The organism is Pseudomonas sp. Irchel 3E19 (genome assembly GCF_900187585.1).
In the GTDB taxonomy this organism is placed as follows: Bacteria; Pseudomonadota; Gammaproteobacteria; order Pseudomonadales; family Pseudomonadaceae; genus Aquipseudomonas; species Aquipseudomonas baetica.
In genome coordinates this window covers 1-17,608 of the sequence record NZ_FYDT01000016.1, presented here as the reverse complement: position 1 = coordinate 17,608, position 17,608 = coordinate 1, and the positions used below count along the sequence as shown (strand labels likewise).

At 58.7% G+C, this 17,608-nt stretch carries 24 protein-coding genes and 2 pseudogenes; 1 reads left to right on the top strand and 25 read right to left on the bottom strand.

The features are described from left to right. Positions 1–206 precede the first annotated feature (206 nt). From CKW18_RS12510 to CKW18_RS12440, 15 genes are all read right to left on the bottom strand, one after another. On the bottom strand, positions 207–995 hold the full coding sequence (locus tag CKW18_RS12510; protein WP_095189084.1) for an FRG domain-containing protein: 789 nt from the start codon (positions 993–995) through the stop codon (positions 207–209). A 305-nt stretch (positions 996–1,300) separates the two neighbouring features. Beyond that, positions 1,301–2,110 (bottom strand): FRG domain-containing protein, encoded by an 810-nt coding sequence (locus tag CKW18_RS12505; protein ID WP_095189083.1) that lies wholly within the window; start codon positions 2,108–2,110, stop codon positions 1,301–1,303. Between the two features lie 44 nt (positions 2,111–2,154). Continuing rightward, on the bottom strand, positions 2,155–3,417 hold the full coding sequence (locus tag CKW18_RS12500) for a phage late control D family protein (protein ID WP_095189082.1): 1,263 nt from the start codon (positions 3,415–3,417) through the stop codon (positions 2,155–2,157). Beyond that, positions 3,414–3,854 carry a phage tail protein gene (locus CKW18_RS12495; RefSeq protein WP_095189081.1) on the bottom strand — a complete coding sequence of 147 codons (441 nt, stop codon included), beginning with the start codon at positions 3,852–3,854 and terminating at the stop codon, positions 3,414–3,416. The genes CKW18_RS12500 and CKW18_RS12495 overlap by 4 nt, the downstream gene beginning before the upstream one ends. A 6-nt stretch (positions 3,855–3,860) precedes the next feature. Continuing rightward, positions 3,861–6,584 carry a phage tail tape measure protein gene (locus CKW18_RS12490; protein ID WP_095189080.1) on the bottom strand — a complete coding sequence of 908 codons (2,724 nt, stop codon included), beginning with the start codon at positions 6,582–6,584 and terminating at the stop codon, positions 3,861–3,863. After that, the gene (locus tag CKW18_RS12485) at positions 6,574–6,693 is read right to left on the bottom strand and encodes a GpE family phage tail protein (protein WP_041752072.1); all 120 of its coding nucleotides are present in this window, start codon (positions 6,691–6,693) and stop codon (positions 6,574–6,576) included. The genes CKW18_RS12490 and CKW18_RS12485 overlap by 11 nt, the downstream gene beginning before the upstream one ends. Before the next feature lie 8 nt (positions 6,694–6,701). Further along, complete coding sequence (locus CKW18_RS12480; protein ID WP_095189079.1) at positions 6,702–7,034, bottom strand: phage tail assembly protein; 333 nt, start codon at positions 7,032–7,034, stop codon at positions 6,702–6,704. 29 nt (positions 7,035–7,063) lie between these two features. Beyond that, on the bottom strand, positions 7,064–7,579 hold the full coding sequence (locus CKW18_RS12475; RefSeq protein ID WP_095189078.1) for a phage major tail tube protein: 516 nt from the start codon (positions 7,577–7,579) through the stop codon (positions 7,064–7,066). A 46-nt stretch (positions 7,580–7,625) separates the two neighbouring features. Beyond that, positions 7,626–8,795, bottom strand: a complete 1,170-nt coding sequence (locus CKW18_RS12470; RefSeq protein WP_095189077.1) for a phage tail sheath protein — start codon at positions 8,793–8,795, stop codon at positions 7,626–7,628. 117 nt (positions 8,796–8,912) lie between these two features. Further along, the gene (locus CKW18_RS12465) at positions 8,913–9,338 is read right to left on the bottom strand and encodes a phage tail assembly chaperone (protein WP_095189076.1); all 426 of its coding nucleotides are present in this window, start codon (positions 9,336–9,338) and stop codon (positions 8,913–8,915) included. Between the two features lie 12 nt (positions 9,339–9,350). Next, complete coding sequence (locus CKW18_RS12460) at positions 9,351–10,892, bottom strand: phage tail protein (RefSeq protein ID WP_095189075.1); 1,542 nt, start codon at positions 10,890–10,892, stop codon at positions 9,351–9,353. After that, complete coding sequence (locus CKW18_RS12455; protein ID WP_095189074.1) at positions 10,885–11,508, bottom strand: phage tail protein I; 624 nt, start codon at positions 11,506–11,508, stop codon at positions 10,885–10,887. The genes CKW18_RS12460 and CKW18_RS12455 overlap by 8 nt, the downstream gene beginning before the upstream one ends. After that, positions 11,505–12,419, bottom strand: a complete 915-nt coding sequence (locus tag CKW18_RS12450) for a baseplate J/gp47 family protein (protein ID WP_095189073.1) — start codon at positions 12,417–12,419, stop codon at positions 11,505–11,507. Before CKW18_RS12450 ends, CKW18_RS12455 begins: the two co-directional genes overlap by 4 nt. Next, positions 12,416–12,760 (bottom strand): GPW/gp25 family protein, encoded by a 345-nt coding sequence (locus CKW18_RS12445; RefSeq protein WP_071171550.1) that lies wholly within the window; start codon positions 12,758–12,760, stop codon positions 12,416–12,418. Before CKW18_RS12445 ends, CKW18_RS12450 begins: the two co-directional genes overlap by 4 nt. Further along, entirely contained in the window at positions 12,757–13,329 is a 573-nt protein-coding gene (locus CKW18_RS12440; protein ID WP_095189169.1) for a phage baseplate assembly protein V, read from the bottom strand. Before CKW18_RS12440 ends, CKW18_RS12445 begins: the two co-directional genes overlap by 4 nt. A gap of 231 nt (positions 13,330–13,560) precedes the next feature. On the opposite strand from CKW18_RS12440, the gene CKW18_RS12435 reads away from it, so the two are divergent. Further along, positions 13,561–13,854, top strand: a complete 294-nt coding sequence (locus tag CKW18_RS12435) for a hypothetical protein (RefSeq protein ID WP_095189072.1) — start codon at positions 13,561–13,563, stop codon at positions 13,852–13,854. Here the strand turns inward: CKW18_RS12435 and CKW18_RS12430 are convergent. The 10 genes and pseudogenes from CKW18_RS12430 to CKW18_RS12390 form a co-directional block, all read right to left on the bottom strand. Beyond that, positions 13,842–14,312, bottom strand: coding sequence for a phage virion morphogenesis protein (locus CKW18_RS12430; RefSeq protein ID WP_095189071.1), 471 nt, complete (start codon positions 14,310–14,312; stop codon positions 13,842–13,844). The two genes, CKW18_RS12435 and CKW18_RS12430, sit on opposite strands and share 13 nt — an antisense overlap. Further along, a complete protein-coding gene (locus CKW18_RS12425; protein ID WP_095189070.1) occupies positions 14,309–14,785 on the bottom strand; it encodes a phage tail protein in 477 nt (158 codons plus the stop codon). Before CKW18_RS12425 ends, CKW18_RS12430 begins: the two co-directional genes overlap by 4 nt. Next, positions 14,782–14,967 (bottom strand): annotated as a pseudogene (gene lysC, locus CKW18_RS31035) (Rz1-like lysis system protein LysC); the annotation flags it as partial. The pseudogene lysC and the gene CKW18_RS12425, both read right to left, overlap by 4 nt. Beyond that, entirely contained in the window at positions 14,882–15,325 is a 444-nt protein-coding gene (gene lysB / locus CKW18_RS12420; protein WP_095189069.1) for an Rz-like lysis system protein LysB, read from the bottom strand. The pseudogene lysC and the gene lysB, both read right to left, overlap by 86 nt. Beyond that, positions 15,322–15,528 (bottom strand): hypothetical protein, encoded by a 207-nt coding sequence (locus CKW18_RS12415; protein WP_095189068.1) that lies wholly within the window; start codon positions 15,526–15,528, stop codon positions 15,322–15,324. Before CKW18_RS12415 ends, lysB begins: the two co-directional genes overlap by 4 nt. Beyond that, on the bottom strand, positions 15,525–16,370 hold the full coding sequence (locus tag CKW18_RS12410) for an N-acetylmuramidase family protein (protein WP_095189067.1): 846 nt from the start codon (positions 16,368–16,370) through the stop codon (positions 15,525–15,527). The genes CKW18_RS12415 and CKW18_RS12410 overlap by 4 nt, the downstream gene beginning before the upstream one ends. Before the next feature lie 10 nt (positions 16,371–16,380). Next, positions 16,381–16,740 (bottom strand): hypothetical protein, encoded by a 360-nt coding sequence (locus tag CKW18_RS12405; protein WP_095189066.1) that lies wholly within the window; start codon positions 16,738–16,740, stop codon positions 16,381–16,383. Between the two features lie 25 nt (positions 16,741–16,765). Beyond that, positions 16,766–17,089 carry a phage holin, lambda family gene (locus tag CKW18_RS12400; protein WP_170947244.1) on the bottom strand — a complete coding sequence of 108 codons (324 nt, stop codon included), beginning with the start codon at positions 17,087–17,089 and terminating at the stop codon, positions 16,766–16,768. 45 nt (positions 17,090–17,134) lie between these two features. Continuing rightward, positions 17,135–17,347, bottom strand: coding sequence for a tail protein X (locus CKW18_RS12395; RefSeq protein WP_095189065.1), 213 nt, complete (start codon positions 17,345–17,347; stop codon positions 17,135–17,137). Beyond that, positions 17,347–17,493 (bottom strand): annotated as a pseudogene (locus tag CKW18_RS12390) (head completion/stabilization protein); the annotation flags it as partial. The gene CKW18_RS12395 and the pseudogene CKW18_RS12390, both read right to left, overlap by 1 nt. Positions 17,494–17,608 lie beyond the last annotated feature (115 nt).

Sequence of the window (17,608 nt, the reverse complement as noted above, 5' to 3'; positions counted from 1 at the left end):
CTTGGAGCATCTCTTTTTGCAGCTATTGGCAAAGTTGGATGATCAGCAGCGTCAGGATATGCTGAGGATCATGGAGGCGCTCGCGCAGTCATCGAAGTAAGGCTTTGTGTAAAGAAGTTCCAGCTATGCGCTGGAGCTTCTTGGAGGTCATGATGCGAACCGTCGTCAAGCAGAGTGATCAATGCCAACTAGTCTCGGTTTTTTGATCAGTACTTTTGTAATTTTAGATGAAGGTTGCAAAATTCAGATGCTCCTGGAAGATCAGGAAAGAGTGTTGAGTGGTTAATGTTCATGCGATTTAAATATTTGATGCAATCATCAGCACCCTTTGATGGCATGGTGATTTTCAGCAGACGTACTGATCTGTAACCCTCGTGAGTGTTGTTTTTAACCCATGTTTCTAAGTCAATGTTGTTAGGGCCCCTTGTAAATAAGCCTCGCTGACTTACCAGTCGCTTATTTTCATCGCTGAGCGGTCTAACTATTTTAACAGTCTGGCGATGGCCGTTAGTTAAAGGGGCGTCAACGGTAGAATTTATTCGCTCATTAATAATCCTAATTGACTCTTGAGATATTGCGTGAACGCTGAACCTTTCGGCTTTTTCAGATCGAGCCATATTCGCGGCGAAGAATAACGCTACAAAAGGAGATTCAGTCCAGTCGAGCAGTGGGGTTGCTAATCCGTGGTGTTGTCCGAGAGCCCACCAGTCATTATCTTCATCTATACGTATAGGATTTGAGCCTCTTCGGCCGCGTGTCTCAAATTTAAATTTTTCGAGATGACTTTCTCTAATAGGCGATTCAGGGTCTTTCAAAATCCGGTCAAGTGTGGGTTCTAGTTTCCAGTCGCTATTTCCATGGCCCCTGAAAACGTAGGTGGTGTGATTTATAAGTACTCCGGTGATAAAGTCTGAAAAATATTTCCAGGAGCTTAATTTGTACTCATAAACCCCATTCATGTGATCTATGGGTTGCCACCTTGGCGATCTAGCCATTCTACGACCTCTATCCTGTTTTTGGTCATCTAAGCGGTTGGTTTGATCAATCTCGTATATCAAACCCACTGTTTTTGGTTTGTTCCCAAGATAACCAGAATGATGGCTATTGGCTACACCGCAATACCAAATGATTCTAGGTTCACTGGCTGCACCCCTTTAAGCGTGTAGGTCCAGCTCCGGGTTAAAATTTGGCCGCCCCATGGCCGGGGTCGAACTGAGCGCCGGGCTACTACGTTGCAGACGGTTAAACTCTGCACGCGCGGCGCAAAGCGCAAATAGAATGTGACATTTCCCCGGGTTCTTTATCTAAGATGAAATTCTCTTAGTGCTAGAGTTGACATCAGTGCTTCTTCGCTTCCGTACAGGGAGTGAAGGTTTAAATTAAATTGATCTAATTTTGCAAGGATTTTATATTTTTCGCTTGTTGGTAAAGTTATTTTATATAGGTCATCTGGGTTGTTGGTTCTATAGTCTTCGTGGGAGTATAGAGTGTAATCATTGTTGATCAGGTTTTTGGATTTGATCAGGCAGAGTGAATACTGAGCCTGCTGAATAGAGTGACGTTTATGGGTGTCGATGTAAGGGCCTATGTTGTGAAGAAATCCGCCGTGTAAGTATCGTGATTTTATTTTTCCAGAATATTGTTGGTAGACAAATATCGCAATTCTACCATCTTCTGATTTGCAGCTGGAATATGCGAACAGCGCCGCAATGTACGGGGATCGAGTCCAATCGAGCAGTGGGGAAGGGAAGCCATGGTGGCGTAGGTAGACTAAATACTCTAGTGCAGGAATTGTTCCTCCGTAACTTATGTCGCCTACGTCTATAATCTGCCCTCTGTCGTCAAGAATTTCCCCCCACTTTCTTCCAGTATGAAGCTCAACTTGAAGTTTGATTCTCGCCACTATTCGGAGATATTCATCGATTGTATTGACGTCTGGATGTTCTCTTTCCAAAGTCGTCAAGAGTGGCCATTTTTCATTGGCGTGACCTCTGAATAATAAATCGGAGAACCTCCAAGGTTGGTTTTTTTTTCGTTCTGATTGTTCTAGTTTGATTCCCTCTACCCACGCTTCAAATTCGCTGAAATTCTGAAAGTCGAGATTCTTCATTTTATGGTTTCACAAGATTGGCAAGTGGCCATTATGTTCAAAAATCAACTTTTTTCCAGTCGCTTCCATTCCCGGTCAACCGCTCTTTTGGCCGTTTTCTCCGTGGCATACAACCAACGCAACCGCCGTGGCTTGCTCTGATCCCCAGCCATCACCGTCTTCTCCTTCCCGGTCTTCTTGTCGCGGTAGTACGCGATGATCCCTGTGAAATCCCCCTTGTTCTCTTCCGCCAGATCCTCAACGGTATCCTCCGGCAGCTTGCTCTCCAGCTCCAGGCTGACGGTGTACCCGTTGTCCGCACTAAGCGTGTGCTGCACGTTCCCCCCATACCAGACGATCTCGTCAATCTCTGGCTTAACTCCTTCGAGCGTGTAGGTCAGCTCCGGGATCAGATCCGGCCGGCCCATGGCCAGGGTATAGCTGAGCGTCGCGCTACCACGTTGCAACCGGTTGAACTCTGCCCGTGCGGCACGCAAGGCGGATTGCCGGTCGCTGTAGGTGTGGCGCAGATCCTTGAGGTTTTCCCCGCCACCGGCAATGGCCTCCTGTTTCTTGGCGCTGTTCACATCGTAGAAGTAAGCGCGCACGCCGTCGTAGCTGTCGCGGTCGGCTTGCAGGTAGCGGTGCTGGTCGCCGTCGGCGCGCGTGAGGGTGATGTGGGGCAGTTCTGCACCGCTGGCGGTCTTGCCTCCGCCGGCGGGCAGGCACAGTAGGCAACCGGCTTTGACGGTCACCACGGCATCAAACTCTTCGCCAACGCGGCTGATCAGGTTGGCGTCGGACTCGTTGGCCTGGTCCAGTTGCAGGATAGGCAAACCGTCGAGCGCGCCGGCGATGGTGGCCGTCAGACCGTTGCCTAGGGCGATATCGCCCAACACGTCACCGAGCGTGGTGTTGCTCCAGCTGCGCTCGCGTTTGGTTTTCAGGCCTTTGCGCAGATCTGCCGAGCGGGCGCGGATGCTCAGCACGTCAGGGGAGCCGGAGTGTTCGGTTTCATCGACGGTGTAGGTGCCCTTGTCGACCAGTCCGGTATCACTCCATCCGAGCCACAAACGAACCACCGCGCCCTTGGGCGGGATGGCGAGCAGCCCGTCGTGGTCGCTGAGGGTGATGCTCAGTTGATCGGCCTCGATGCCGCGATTGTCGGTCAGGTCGAGGCTCATCAGGCGCGGGCTGATCAGTTGGGCGATGTCGTTGCCGTCCACGGTGATACGGAACGCCGGCACCGGATAGGCGGCTTCGCGCTTGTAGCGCTCGATGGCCTTGTCCAGAAAACCGGTGACGCGGGAGAGAGCGGCATCGATCACAGCAGCGCCCTCATGATGCTGACGCCAGCGCGGGTACCGGCGCCGATCAGGTCGATACGGTCGTCATCGATGCGCTTGAGGGTTAGGGTGAATTCGATGCGGCGCGGCGTGCCGTCGCGGAAGAAAATCGTCTTGGTTTCACTGAGGCTTTCGATGATCCATAGACCGTAGATGCGGCCGCTGCCTTCAACCATAGGCCATGCCTTGCCGGTGTTGGCCATCAAGCGCAAGGCGTCGAGGCTCAGGGCGCTTCCGGCGAGTTCCGGCAGGATGATGCCGGGCAGGGTGATGGAGTCATCACCACGGCCGACGAACTGGCGGGCCGGCGCGGCGCCGACGCGGTTGCTGCTGGCGTGGCGCCATTCGGTTTGGCGTTGCAGTTCCTGGTAGGCGGCGGTGGAGAGGCTGAAAACGAACATGCCCAGGGCAAGCATCATGGCGGGTTACTCCAGGTCGGACAGTTTGCTGCGCTGGCGGGCGCTCTTTTCGCTGGAGACGCGGGCCAACTCGGCGCGCACGGCGCGGGCGATGGCGCGCTCATCCATGCCGGGCGTGGTGTGGATGTTGATTTCGTAGGTGTCGTGGCTGTCGTAGGCAGCGGCCGTCGCCGGGCTGATGGGCGCGCGATTATCGATCGACACTGAAGAGGATGCGGCGGCGCCGGTCGGCAACTGCGGCAGCCCGATGGCGCCGAGCGGGCCAGCCACGGCGCCGAGCGTCCGTTGCCCGGCCGACACGACTTGTTTGCCCATGTCAGTGATGGCGCCCAGCGGGCCATCCTGGCCACCTTGCAGACCTTGGGTCAGCCCGGCCATGGTGAAGCCGCCGAGCGCGGTGAACACGCGGGACGGGCTGTGGATGCCGAGCTTTTCCTTGAACATGTTGATGGCCGAATCAGCGATAGAGCTGACGGCATTCGTGATCTGCCCCAACCCCGCGAGCAGTCCGTTTACCAGGCCGTTGACCAGCATGTTGCCGAACTCGGTAAAGCGGCTCGGCAGATCTACGCCGAGGTAGCTCAGTACGCCAGCGAAGGCCTGGTAGATCAGGCCGATGGGGCTGAAGTTGGCGAGCGTGTTGAGGATGCCGCCGATACCCCCACTGAAACCGGCGTTGATCTCGGTCCACGCGTTGCTGAAGTACAGTTTCACCGCGTCCCAGTTGCTGTAGATCAGGTAAGCCGCACCGGCGAGCACGGCAACGACGGCACCGATGGCCAGCGCCACCGGGTTGGTGGCGAGGCCCCAAAGTGCAATGCTGACGGTTCGCAGGGCGGTTACCAGCGCGCCGCTGAGTGTGCTGGCCAGCGTGCGAAGGCCTTGGCCCAGCATGGGGAGTGCATTGCGGGCCAGACCGGTGATGGTGGGGGCGAGCTTTTGCATGATTCTCAGCGTGCCACCACCCTGCATGCCAAACATCGCCATGCCGTAACGAATCACGGCAAACGGGCCGAGCAGGCTGGCCATTCCGATGGCCAAACCACCGAACACGAACGACAGACCGGCAACCAGCGCAACGACTTTGACCAGGCCGCCGGCGAGTTTGGGGTTTTCCCGCGCCCAGGCGCCGACGTTGTTGGCGACTTCACCGAGAGTGTTGATCAGCTCTTTCAGCTCCGGCGCGACGGCGGCACCGAACTCGGCCATGGCGTTGGTGAAGCTGCCTTCGGCGGCTTCCATGACATTGGTCAAGGTGCTGAGTTGCTCATTGACCCGCGTGCGCAGGTCGGCTTGATTCTGGAGCTTCTGCTGCACCTCTTTGTAACCCGCCAGCCCCTTGTTCATCATCGTGTTCAGGGTGGTCATGGTTTCCGAGTCATCACCGAACAAGTCCTTGATGGTCTCGGTACGGTCTTCGTCGTTCAGCCCCTTGAGCTTTTCTACCTGGGCGAACAGGTTCTCCAGCCCGGCGAAATTGCCTTCCTTGTTGGTGAAGCTGAATTGAATCTTCTGGCCCTTGAGTTGGCGGATTTTGTTGACGTCGTCGACCTTGTCCTTGTTCAAGCCCGCCTGAAAGATTTTGCGGAAGGCATTACCGGCCGCACCACCCTCCATGCCGGCCTGATCCATCATGATCAGCAACGGGGCCAGTTCGTTGGCAGCCTCAATACCGGATTTCTTGATGGTGTCCATCACCGGAGCGATCTTGCTGAAGCCCTGCAGCATGTTGGTTGAATCGACACCGGAGTAGAACCCGCGCTGAATGGTGTCCATCAACGCCATCATGTCCTTCTCGGACGTGCGCGTGGCGTCTTGCATCTTGGCCGCGAACTCGGCGGCTTCGGCCACCGGCATTTTCAATTGCACGCCCAGATACGCAGCAGCTTCGCCGGTACCGCCGAGGATGCTTTGCGCGCTGAGGCCTTGGCGCCGCAGCATGGTCATCATTTCTTGAAAGTCGGCCGTGGTGCCGGGCAAGCGGTCGCCGAGTTTGGTGGCGAGGTCGGTGATCTTTTGGAAGTCCTCGGCCACCTTGCCGGTGTTGTCCATCATCGACACTTTCAGCTGTGTGGCTGAGTCTTCGTTCGGTGCAAATGCGCCCACGGCTTTAGCTATCGGGCGGCTGGCCGCGTAACCAACGCCCAACCCGGCCGCACCGTTGACCGCCATGTCACTGGCAAGGCCTTGGGTCTTCGCCAGTTTGGCGCGTTCGGCGGCCATGCGTTTCTGCTGGGCATTCAGCGCGACCAGCCGTTTGCCCTGTTCGCTGATTGTGGTGTTGGTGGCGCCGATCTGCTCGCGCAGCTGGCGTTCGTGAGTACCGAGGTCTTTTGTGCTGATACCTGCGCTGTACAGCTTCGAACGCAGGGTCTGTAACTGTTCGGACTGTTGCTGGTGTTGTTCCTTGAGCCGCTGGGCTTCACGCACGGCGGTGCGGAAGTCCTTGGCCAGCGCTTTGGTCGGAACGCCCGTGGCGGCGAACTGCTGACTGAGCGCGCGCACTCTGTCGCGGGCCGAGGTGAGGGCGGTTTCGGTCTGTTCAGCGGCGGCGCGCTGGGTGCGCCAGGCGCTGACGTCTTTCTGCTGCGCGTTGAGTTCCTTGAGGCGGTCGCGCGCGTCCTTGAGTGCGCGCGCCGCGCCGATGCTGCCCTTGTCGATGGCCTTCAGGGGGCCGCTCGCCCGGTCAATCGCGTTGAGCAGTACCTGAAGCTTTAAGTCATTCGCCATCGGTGGAACTCCGCACCCTGGCGCGCTCGCGCCAGTCCATCAGTTCTTGCAGGCCGAGCTGATCCATATCAGCTGGCGCCCAGTGAAAGACCACGGCCAGATCGGCCATGGCGTCTTCTACGCAACGAGGGAGGCGTCCGTCTTCACCGACCTCTGCAACAAAAAATGCGCAACCTTGTTGCCGCAGGCGAGCAGGTCGGCCGGGTCCATGCCGGCGGCTTCGGTGGCTGTGATGCTTGGCGAAGTGATGCGCGGTAACACCTTGAGCAGGGCGGCGACGTCGAGGTTCAGCAGGTCCACCAGGTGAACGCCACGCAGTTCGCCGGATGATGGTTTGCGCAGTGTGAGGCTGGTCATGTAGGACTTGCCGCGAACGATGGGCGTGTCGAGGTTGACGGTGTTGTCATCGACTGCCGGCAGAGCTTCGGTGTTGGTGTCTTCGGTGTTCATAGTGTGCTCCGGGTAATTTTAGGGGGCGGTTAAAGGCCGATGGCAGAGCGCTGTTTCTCCAGCATGTCCACGCCGTTGACCTTCTCGATGAAGTTGAGCAAGTCGATCTCGATGATGTCTTCGTTGTCGACGATCAGCTTGTAGTAGCTGCATGTGGTGGTGATGCTGTGTTCGGTGTCTTCACCAGGCGCCGCGTCGCCCATCTCGATGGTTTCGTGACGTCCACGCACGATGATTTCCACGGCGCTGATTTCGCCGGTATCGTCCTGCTGGAAAGAGCCGGCAAAGCGCAGCTGCACGCCGGACGCGTTGACACTGCCGAACTGCCGAAGCGCGATCAGATCCAGCCCGCCGGTTTTCCATTCGAACTGGATGCCATCATCGGAGAAGCCGAGGTCAGCCTTGACCGGGCCGTTCATGCCGCCGCCGCGATAGCTTTCCATCTTGCGACCGAGCGGCGGCGGGGTGACGCTTTTGGCAACGCCCTGGTAGGTGTTGCCGTCGTTAAACAGGTTCATGTTTTTGAGTTTGCGAGGCATGGCCATGGCGTTGGTCTCCGGGGTACGGACTCCCCCGCAGGGGAGCGCCGATTCAGGCGTTCACTTTGCTGGCGAACTGGATCAGGTAGCGGTCGGTGATGCGCTGGCGAAGGGTCAGGTCTTCCAGCGGCGGCACGGGCGTGTAGTCGTAATCGAGGTAGAGCTTGCCGGCCTTGAGCGTGTCCTTGTCGTTGATCTCTTCCGGGTACCAGCAGTCGCCGCCGATCAGGTAGCCGCTGCCAACCATTTCGCGGAACTTGGCCTTGATGCTCTCGATCATGTCGCGCACCAGGGACGGGTGCATGGGCCTGTCTACGGCCCACATCTGCGCTTCGGCCATGGTGTCAGCGAGGATCTGCGCGGTGCGGGTGTAGTTCTCGAAAGCGAACAGCTGATCGTCACTGCACGTGCGGCTACCCCAGAAGCGAAAACCGCCTTCGTTGATCAGGGTGGTGACTTCGTTGCCGTTGAGGTAGTTGGCATCGGTGGCCGGGTTTTGTAGATCCCAGAACACGTCGGCGCTGATGCCGGTGACGCCGTTCACTGCGACGTTGGACAGGGTTTTGTGCCAGCCCACTTCCTGATCGATCTTGGCGCGCAGACCGAGTGCACGAGCGACGGCCGAGGCTTTCACCGTGGCGCTGGTGACGGTGTCCCAGTTCTGGAAGTCCGGCCAGATCACCATCACTTCGCGGGCGCCGAAGTTCTCGCGATAGGCGACGGCTTCTTCCTTGGTTTTGCAGTCCCAGGCACTGACGTAGGAGAAGGCGCGCAGCTGCTGGGCGATGCTTGCCAATGCGGTGGCCACGGGTTGGCTGTCTAGACCTGGTACGCCGAGGATGCGCGGCACCATGCCGACTTTTGCCTTGGCGGCGAGCAGGGCTTTCATGCCGGTGTATTTGCCGTCGGCGGTGGTGGTGCCGATCAACGCGCTGGCCGTTTCCTCCTCGGTAGCGCCTGCTTTGACGCGCACGACGATGGTGTAGGGCTTGGTCTGGTCAGCGATGGCTTGCAGGCTGGCAGCGAGGGTGCCGGTGGTGCCGGCCTTGCCGACGGCGGTCTGCACGTTGGTGAGCAGTACCGGCGTGTCGAGCGGGAAAACGGTAGCGTCGGCATCGTCGGCCGTGCAGACCATGCCGATGACGGCGGTGGGGATGGTGCGAATGGGGCGGGTGCCGTCGTTGAGTTCGAGCACCCGCACGCCGTGAAGATAATCGGCCATGGTTTTGCCTGCGCAGTAAATGGGATGACAGTGCACAGGCTGCCGCGCGCGCGCCGGATGGGCGAGCGCGCGGGATTGTAGGGAGAGGTGTTACAGGTGGCGATAACCGATGGGGCATTACCCAATCACTTCGCTCAGCCAGAGGGGCACGGCCGGACGATGATCGGCCAACGGGAAGCTCTCGCCCTGCGGCCAGTCGCGCAACAGCCGGCGGTAGCGTTGCAGCTCGGCATATTGCTCTGCGGTGATCGAGGTCAATCCGCCTTCCTCGACTTCGTCACGATGACGGGACACCAGAGGGTCAGTTAAGAGCAATTGCCGATCGCGCCAACCACGCTCTTCGGCGATCTGCGTCTCGTAAGTCGGCGGTGGCGGATCGATCAACTCCGGACCGCTGGCAGGAGTGAAATCAATCATCTTGCCCTGCGATTCGCCCATTAACAGGTGCTCGTGGCGTTCAGCAGTAATCTCAATCACGTCGTCCGGCATGGACGAATGAATCGAAGGATCAAAAAAGCCGCGCATAGACGGTGAAGCGAACATAGATATTTCTCCCTAATAGCCCACGGCAAACCATGCGCATGCTGACGCGACCGCAGCGATGACGGCAGATGAGCCCTTGTTCAAAGATCCGATGTTATGCGCTGTGAAACCGTTTGCTGCGACAGTGAAAGTCCAAATGGAAACACTTGGAGCGCCGCCATTGTCTTGGCTGCAAATCCACGCACAGCGGTTTGGAAAGGCCACTGGAAAGGTCGCGGCTACTGACGTCGTCGTGATGCCGGTCGAACCCCATTGGAGAATTAGCCCGCTTGGAAGCTTCTGATAGCCGCTAGCTAAAGAGGCCATGAAGGCAGCGCTGAATTTAAGCGCCGCCGTTCCCGATCCGATCCAGTTGGAGCCGACCTTGACCAATTCCAGCTCTTCACCCGTGCCGACTACGATCGACGTCAAAGGTGCTCCGTCACAGGAAATTACGTCTGCCGCTACGCGAGACAGCGTGTGGCTTCCAATCCCCGTGTTTTTGTAATGCAGGGTTGCGCCGTCAGCAATGCCTACCGTTGACGGCAGGAAGGAGTTGCCTGCCCCGATGTTTAAATTTTTCCCAGCGTGGCCAGCATTGGCAAAGGTGCCATTCCCAATGTCCGCCACACCAGCCAAATTACCCAGTGCCCGCTGTACAAACTCAGTCGTAGCGAGCTTCTGGCTGGCATCAAACTGCGGCGCAGTGTTGGCCGTCGGATTGATGAGCGCCGGCGCGTTGATTGGTGCAAAGCCTTGCGTGATGTTCTGGAAGGTCAGCGGTGTGGTGCCCAGGACAATCGCCCCGTCGGTGATCAACTGCCAACGGGTGTCAGCCAGCGTAGCGCCCTGTTCAACAGACACCAGCAACGCCGAGGTCACCTCTGTATTCGAGTCAGCATCTGCCGCACGCGACCAACCGGCCGCTGCCGCTACCCAAATCCCGTTGTCCTTGGCGGCGTTCTGGTTTTTCACCAGCACGCGATCGCCGACATCCACTGCCACGCCGTCGATCGACTGAAGCCCCGACAACGCAATATTCGCAGTCGTCGCAGCGCGGACCGACTGCTTGCTGTCGAGCTTGTACAGTTCTTCCAGAATCTTGGTGTCGACGTATTCGCGAGTGGCAAGCACCACCGATGGATCAATTTTCAGCTGAATATTCGACGTGCCGCTGGTGATGACGTGCATGCGCACAACCTGGTTGCGGCCCGACCCCTGTGCTAGCAAGGGCTTATAGCTTGGCGCCACGTTGGCCACGGCTGAGAACACGCCGTCCTTGTCTTCGAGCGCCAGTTCGCGAATCCACCACCCGCCAACATCAGGTGGCAAAACCAGCTCGGCGATAAGGACGTTGTCGTCGGTCGGCGATACGCGCAGTTGGTTGAGTTGGGCGCGGTACCGCTGATTGATCAGCTTGGTCTGCGCGGGGCTGGGTACCGGATCGGTGCCGTTGGCATCGCCGATCAGCATGTAACGCGGCTCCCAAGGAATGCCGAGGGCGTCGCAGTTGGTTTTCTTGGCAACGCCCAGCGTCGTCAGCATGCCACCGAAAATAGAGTTCTGATCAACCATGGGGATACACGTCCAGTTCGTCGAGGGTGTAGAGGCTCACGCCGCTGTAACCCCGGACGGATACGTCGATGTCCGGGTTGTTCCAGGGATACACGTCGATTTCGTCGCCGTCGTAAACGGCGAAGCCAACGAAGGCGTCGAGTCGGGTTTCAAGGATGATGTCGAGGCCGGTGAGATGGCGGGTGAGCGGCTTGGCGTCGTCGATCAGCCAGACCAGTTCCTGATACATCGCTTCGGTGATGCCGGAGTCGAGGACGCCGATGCGCAAGGCAAAGGTGCCCGGTGTACCTGGCGGAACGGTCTGCCACCATTCGGCGACCTCAATCAGGTAGCCGAGCGGTTCAACGACCCGGCGTAAAGCACCGATGGTGCCCTTGTGCGAGTGCACGTAGTACGCGGCACGGCAGGCGGCACGCTTGGCGGCTTCTGTCCATTTGCTGTCCCAGCGATCAACCGAAAATGCCCAGGCCAGATACGGCAGTAAGGGCAGGGGGCACTGGTCAGGGTTATAGAGCGTGCGCAGCGGAATCGGCACGCGCTGGATTTCTGCCAAGGCCTGCGCGGCTTGGCGTTCCAGTGGCGTCGAGTTGCCGGGTAGCAGTGGCTGGTAGGTCATGACTCGACCCCCAATTTCAGTTCCACGCTCGTGCAATACGGCGCCTGGTACTTGGTGGCGACAATGTCCTCCCAGTCTTCCAGCACTACTTTGCGCACGCCCTCGACGTGTAGCGCGGCGTGCACGATGGACTCGGAAACCTCCAATGCGAGGCGCCGGCGTTGATGCACGAACTGGAGCAACTGGGCTTCGGCTGCTGCGAGGACCAATTCGGTTTCAGGTCCGTTGCTCAGCGGAAAGATCCTGGCCTTGATCTGGTAGTAGATGATCTCCGCACCCTGAACGGTAAGGCGATCGGCGACGGGCCTGCGGTCGTCGTCGCTGAGGTAGATTTTGACCTTGTCGAGCAGTGCCGGCGACGCGGTGCCATCGCCCAGCACGGATTGCACGGTGACCACGGCTTCGGCCGGCGCCGGGCTTTCGGCTGTAGCGTCGGCGACCTGTCCGTCAGAGGACCGGGCGTGAAAGATATAGCTGTTGCGCGGGCCGGCGGTGCTGAGACCTTCCCATGCCATTTGCGCACGTTCGCGCAGGCTGTCGTCGCTTTCCATCAGCTTTGGGAGGGGTGGCACGGCTGTCGGGTTTGCGGCTTGAATGACCAGCCGCTTTACGTTGAAGTTGGCGGCGAGCTGTTCGAGGTCGGTGCCCTTGGCCAACGCCAGCATGTTGGCAACCGATGCCTCGTTGACCCGCTGGCGCCAAACGGTTTCGCGGTAGGCGTTTTCCTCGAGTAATTTGGTCAGCGGCTCCGACTCCATGTTGAGCCGGGCGGCGATCTCGGGTTGTTCCTCGATCGGCCAGAGGCTGACGGCGTAAGCCTTTCGCTCGGCGAGGATCTGTTCGTAATCGATCTGTTCGACGATCTGCGGCGCCGGCAGTTGGCCAAGGTCGATGGCCACAAAAGTGTTCATACGCTGCCCCCCAGTTGTAGAGGCACGCTCAGGCTCAGCGGTTGATTGTTGTCGACGATGGTGCCTTCGAACTCCAGCGCCGCTTGGCCCTGAAGGTTCGCGCCGATGAACTGGATACGGCTGAGGCTGATGCGCGTTTCCCAGCGCATCAGCGCCATGACCGTGGCGGCGTAGACCTGCAAGCGGGTGAAGTCGTTAAACGGCTGATCCACCAGCTCGGGTAGCAGGCTACCGTATTCGCGGCGCATGACGCGGGTGCCGATGCGAGTGGTCAGGATGTCGGTGATGGACTGGGCGATGTGTTCGACCAGGCCGAGGGCTGCGCCGGTTTCTCGGTTCATTCTGGTTTGCCCGTCTTCGCGCCGCCAGGCATGACGCCGCCGTGCAGGTGCTTCACCAGACTGATGTCCGCCGCGATGACGTCTTTGGACACGGTGACTGTGCCGCTGACGTTCTGGTTGCCGGTCTGGGTGTAGTCGCCTTCGTGGGTGATCGGGCCGACGATGTGGATGCCGCCCGTGCTGATCAGTTTGGTGGTGCCGCCTTCGGCCAAGGTGGCGTTGAGGTGGTGCGCGAGGCTGTCGTACTCGATGACGGTGCCGTCGCGGTAGGTGCAGCGGTGCAGTCCTTCGCGGTCGCCATTGGCCGGGGTGTTGTCGCTGAACAGGCCGGTCAGGACGATGCCGTTGCCGAGTTGGCCGGATGGACTGAACAAAATGACTTGCTCGTCGATGGTTGGAGGATTCCACTCGCGGTCGGCACCGGCCCGGGGGGCGATCCATGGGAGCCAGCCGGTTGTGAGGGTTCCGGTTTTGACCTGCACACGCGGAGGCTTCATCTGGACGGCAGCGATGGTGCCGAGACGGATGAGGTTTTCGATCAGGCGGGCGAGGGTGGCTAAGTCATTCATGGCGCCGATGGTGGCGCCTTTTTGCAATCGATGCCGTTGTCAGAAGCTGTAACTCTTAGTGGTACAAGTCCCCTTTTTTTTCAATGTAGGTCAACGTTAGGAAGAGGTTTGGTAATTCAGTTAATGGATCTTTATGATAAAGTTAATCGCTCCTTGTCTATTCCTTATCATTGTCTTATAGTCTACTTATCTGATCCCAATTCGGTGATCAGGCTTACAGAGGAATAGCAAATGGCTAATTTTTCAGCAATTCTGGATGAACTGATTAACGTCAGCATCCAAAAAGCCTTCTCCGGGATTACGCGTCACGATTACACCGTGAACAAGTCTGATCTGGGCCGTCAGCGCAAGACTGATCAGTTGATCGACGACTGTACCGCGCTGTGCGAAGGGCGTGATATCGAGTGCAGCTATAACGAACGTGAGGGTGCCTTTCACATCCACATCGATCTGAATCGGTGCCGTCTCAACCTTTCTCAGGCGTCGGCATATTCTGCGGCGATGGCCAGCTCTTACGTAGGGTAGTCCCGAGTGAGGTGCTCAAGAAGGGTGTCGCGCAGCATATCGTGTTCGGCGTTGGTAAAACCAAGCACTATCCGCTGCTCGTACTTCACATTCGGTGCGCCCTGTTCGGCTCGATCCTTCAAGCCGTACTGGTGCACCTTGGCAATCCGGGCGATTCGCCCGGTGTAGCCTATCCAAATGGCGTTCCCATCACCTTGCATCTTCAGAAGACTGGATGTGCGCAGTTTCTGAAACATCTTCACCTTCCGTTTTACTCTCCCTTGCTTGCCACGTACGTTGCGCTGCTTTCGCGGCGCGTACTTGCTGCCGTCCGGATTCTGCTGGGCAATGATTCGTTGTTGCTGGCTGCGCCGCAATGCTCGACCAACGCTTCGAGCCAACCTATTGCGCGACGCAGGTTCAAGCTGCCCAAGCAATCCCGCCGCCCAATCTTCCAGCGCTTCCAGTCGATCGGTCATTTCGGCAGCACCCACTCACTACCAGTACCCTGCGCACCAGGTATCCAGTTCGGATCAAGAAAGTCAGCAGCCCGTTGCGGCTCGCCAGGATGTCGAATGGTGGTCTTGCCCTGGTCATCCTTGCCCACCACCACACGCTCCGTCAGCGGTAACGTCAGGCTCATATCCACTTTGCTGTTGTCGAGAATGTCAGCCTCGAATTGGATGCCGTCAGCGGCCTTGCTCAGGTTCTCCAGCAACTCGGACTGATGGACGCTCAACCAGCCGAGCAGCGGCAACATGACGCTGTCGGGGTGGCCGGCGAAGTCGGTGAGGATGACCTGTAAGTCGAAGCTGTACTCAAACGAGAGTGTGTGCGCGGCGGTGCAGCGGATCTTGCCGTTGTCGATGAATATCAGCAGCCGGTCAGGGTTGTGTTTGAGTTCGGCCACGGTGGCGAGCAGGTGAGCTTTCAGGCTGTCGGGTTTGTTCATGGCTGGGCCTGTTGGTGTTGGTAGACCATATCGACCTGACTCGCACAATCCGCCCAGGCGGCCTCGACACGGTCCTGATCGGTGAGCTGGTCACCGTTACTGCGCGGGCTGGTCGCCGGCAGCGTACACGGCACCACGGCCGGACAGCCACTGACGATAAGCGTCGGCGCCGGTGAGGGCGGGGCGCTCGCGCAGCCGGCGAGCAGCATCAGGCAAAAGCTGGGCAGCCCAATTGCGTAGATCGACGTTTTCACGTTTCAGAGCCTCGATGGTGAGTTCGCGCTTTGCCAGGCCTTGGCGCAGTTGATCATGTTGCGCGCGCAAAGTGGTCTGGGCCTTGCGTTCCTGTTGCAGGGAGTCGCGCAACGCGTTGGCGTTAGCGAGGTTGCGCTCGGCTTGTTCTCGGGCGCGGCTGGCGTCCTGCTCGGCCAGTCGGGTGTCCTTATTCGCGCCGCTGATGCGCAGCTCCTGGCTCCAGATCAGCAGCCCCTGCGCTGCAAGCAACGCAATGCCGAGCAAGGCCTGCCGGAAGATGCTCACGCCCGGTACCAGCCGAGCTGATTCATGTCGCCGATGTCCATGTGCTGGATCGGTCCGCGGATGATGATGACTTTGCGCTGAGGGTTCTGGATGCGGAGCGCGTCGCGCAGCTGCACCATGTCCTGCTGATCGCTGTTCTCTGGCACTACCAGCAGATCACCGTCCTGGACATTCAGCCGTTGCACCGCGTCGAAGTCGATCATGCTGCTACCGCCTGACCGCAACCGCAGTCGTCGTGCCGTTCGTAGGCGCGCTGGAGTTTGATGTCGTACAGGTTTCGCTGGTAATCCGGCCCATTGTAGAGCTTGGCGAACTCGGCCCATTTGCGGCCCTTCAGTGCCTTGTGCAACACCGGGTCGGTCTCGATGAAACGGACGAATGCATCGAACTGCTGCGATTCGCCTGCGCTCACGGTGGCGACAAAGTCCTGCACGCTGCTGTAACCCAGGCGCTGCCAGTGAAAGCCCATGATCTGGAAGGCGCCCCAGGACGCAGATTCCAACGCGGCGGTGTCGTCGATCAGGCGAGCAGTAGCCAGGCGCTGGTGTTCGGCGCTGCCGCCGGCATAGCCACCGGATTTCGGATTGACGATGGCCGGGTTGGTTGCGGCCAACTGATCAGCGTGGCTTTTTAGCACGGCCGGATCGTCGCCTTCGTGGCGAACCTTCGCCAGTTGGCGATACATGATGTGCCGTTCGAACAGGATCACCGGTTTGCCGTTTTCGAGGAAGCCGTTGCCTTGGGACTCGACTTCATTGACGGCGTAGACGCTGGCGAGCGGCACTCCGAGGCGTTCGGCGGCATTGACCAGGTCGGCGTTTTTCAGCAGTTGCTGGCAGTCAGTGCCGGCGAGAGCGGCCTGCGTCTTGCTGCCGGCGACACCATCAGCCACCAGACCAGCTTTGAGCTGGTAGGCGCGCACTGCGCTTTCGGTGGCGTCGCCGTAATCGCCATCAACACTCAGTTTTGCGCCGTGTTGGTTGAGGTTCCTTTGCAGGATACGCACCGCTTGCGAGCGGTCGCCATGACGTAAAATGGTGGTCATGCGTTGGCCCTCAGCAGGTGGGTAGGTTATTGCTGGGTCCCATGGAAAAAAGTCGCCGAGCCTCGGCTCTTGCAACTTCTTGCATGGTCGAGTTTCCGCCGGCCTCCCAAGGTACAAAGCCCGGTCTGTCTGCCCAGCTTTCGTAGATGCTGCGGGCTTTGGCCTCGATCTGGAGCACTTCTGAATTGTCTGGGCATTTGGAGATATCCGCTTCAAGCGACTTGCTCCTGAGGCGGTCGAGAAAGCTGCACATCTGTAACTGTGTGTGCTTCGTTCGGTGTTTGCCGCTCTCACAAATTGCCTGGATCTCTACTCGGAATTTCTCAAGTTGCTCAACTCGCTTTACAAGCGTTTCGTGGGTGCTTTTCATGCTGCCTCCTTGGGAAACAGAGTGGTCATAGTTGTTCTACCTTGCGGGTAAAAAACTTCCTCGCTGCAGCGCGGGTGCCTTCGACACCGAGCAGTCCGATCACGCCGCCGAAGAACGGGGCGGTAGTGGCTGGAATGCCCAGCAAAGACAGGCCGTGACTGGCGGACAGGGCGAGCGCGCCGCAAAGCGGGGCCTCGATCAGCATGCGGCGTAGAGTGCCGCCACCGTAGATCACGCGCAGGCCCGCGATGACTAGGGCCAGCAGGCCGGCGTATAGGGTGGGCCAGTTCTGTTCGAGCCAGGCGGCGAGCCAGGCCCAGGTGTCGGGACGGTCAGGCATGCGTTTCATTCCATGATCCAGAGTGGTTGGGTTCAAGGGCGCGGTGCGGGCGGTTCAATCCCATAGGTTCACCATCTGCCGTTGTGGGGCGGCGGCTTGGGCTTCTGGCATTTGCACCAGGAGGCCTTGCGGCAAGGTCGGGCCGTGATCGGCAAGGCCGGGGTTGGCTTCGAGTACTGCTTCGGTGACACCGGCGGTGCGGCCGTAATGACGCCAACACAGTGCATCGACGGTGTCACTCTGCTGGGCGCGAATGGGGACGGCCATCAGATCAACTCCACGGTGGTGCGGCCGAGGCCGAGAAAGTCGCGCACGGCCCAGCGCTGGTCGCGGCGCAATTCGTCGATGCTCGGAGTCAGTTCTTCGGCATTCTGGTTGCCGCTGTTGGTGCTGTCGTAAGAGCCATCCCTTTCAAGGTCTTAGGTAAAATCCCCTGATACTTCAGCCAGGAGGACCCGAACGATGTGGGCCGATGTTCTAGCGCGTTTCGAGAAAAAAGCACCTGCCAGTGTCATGGCCAAATTGGCG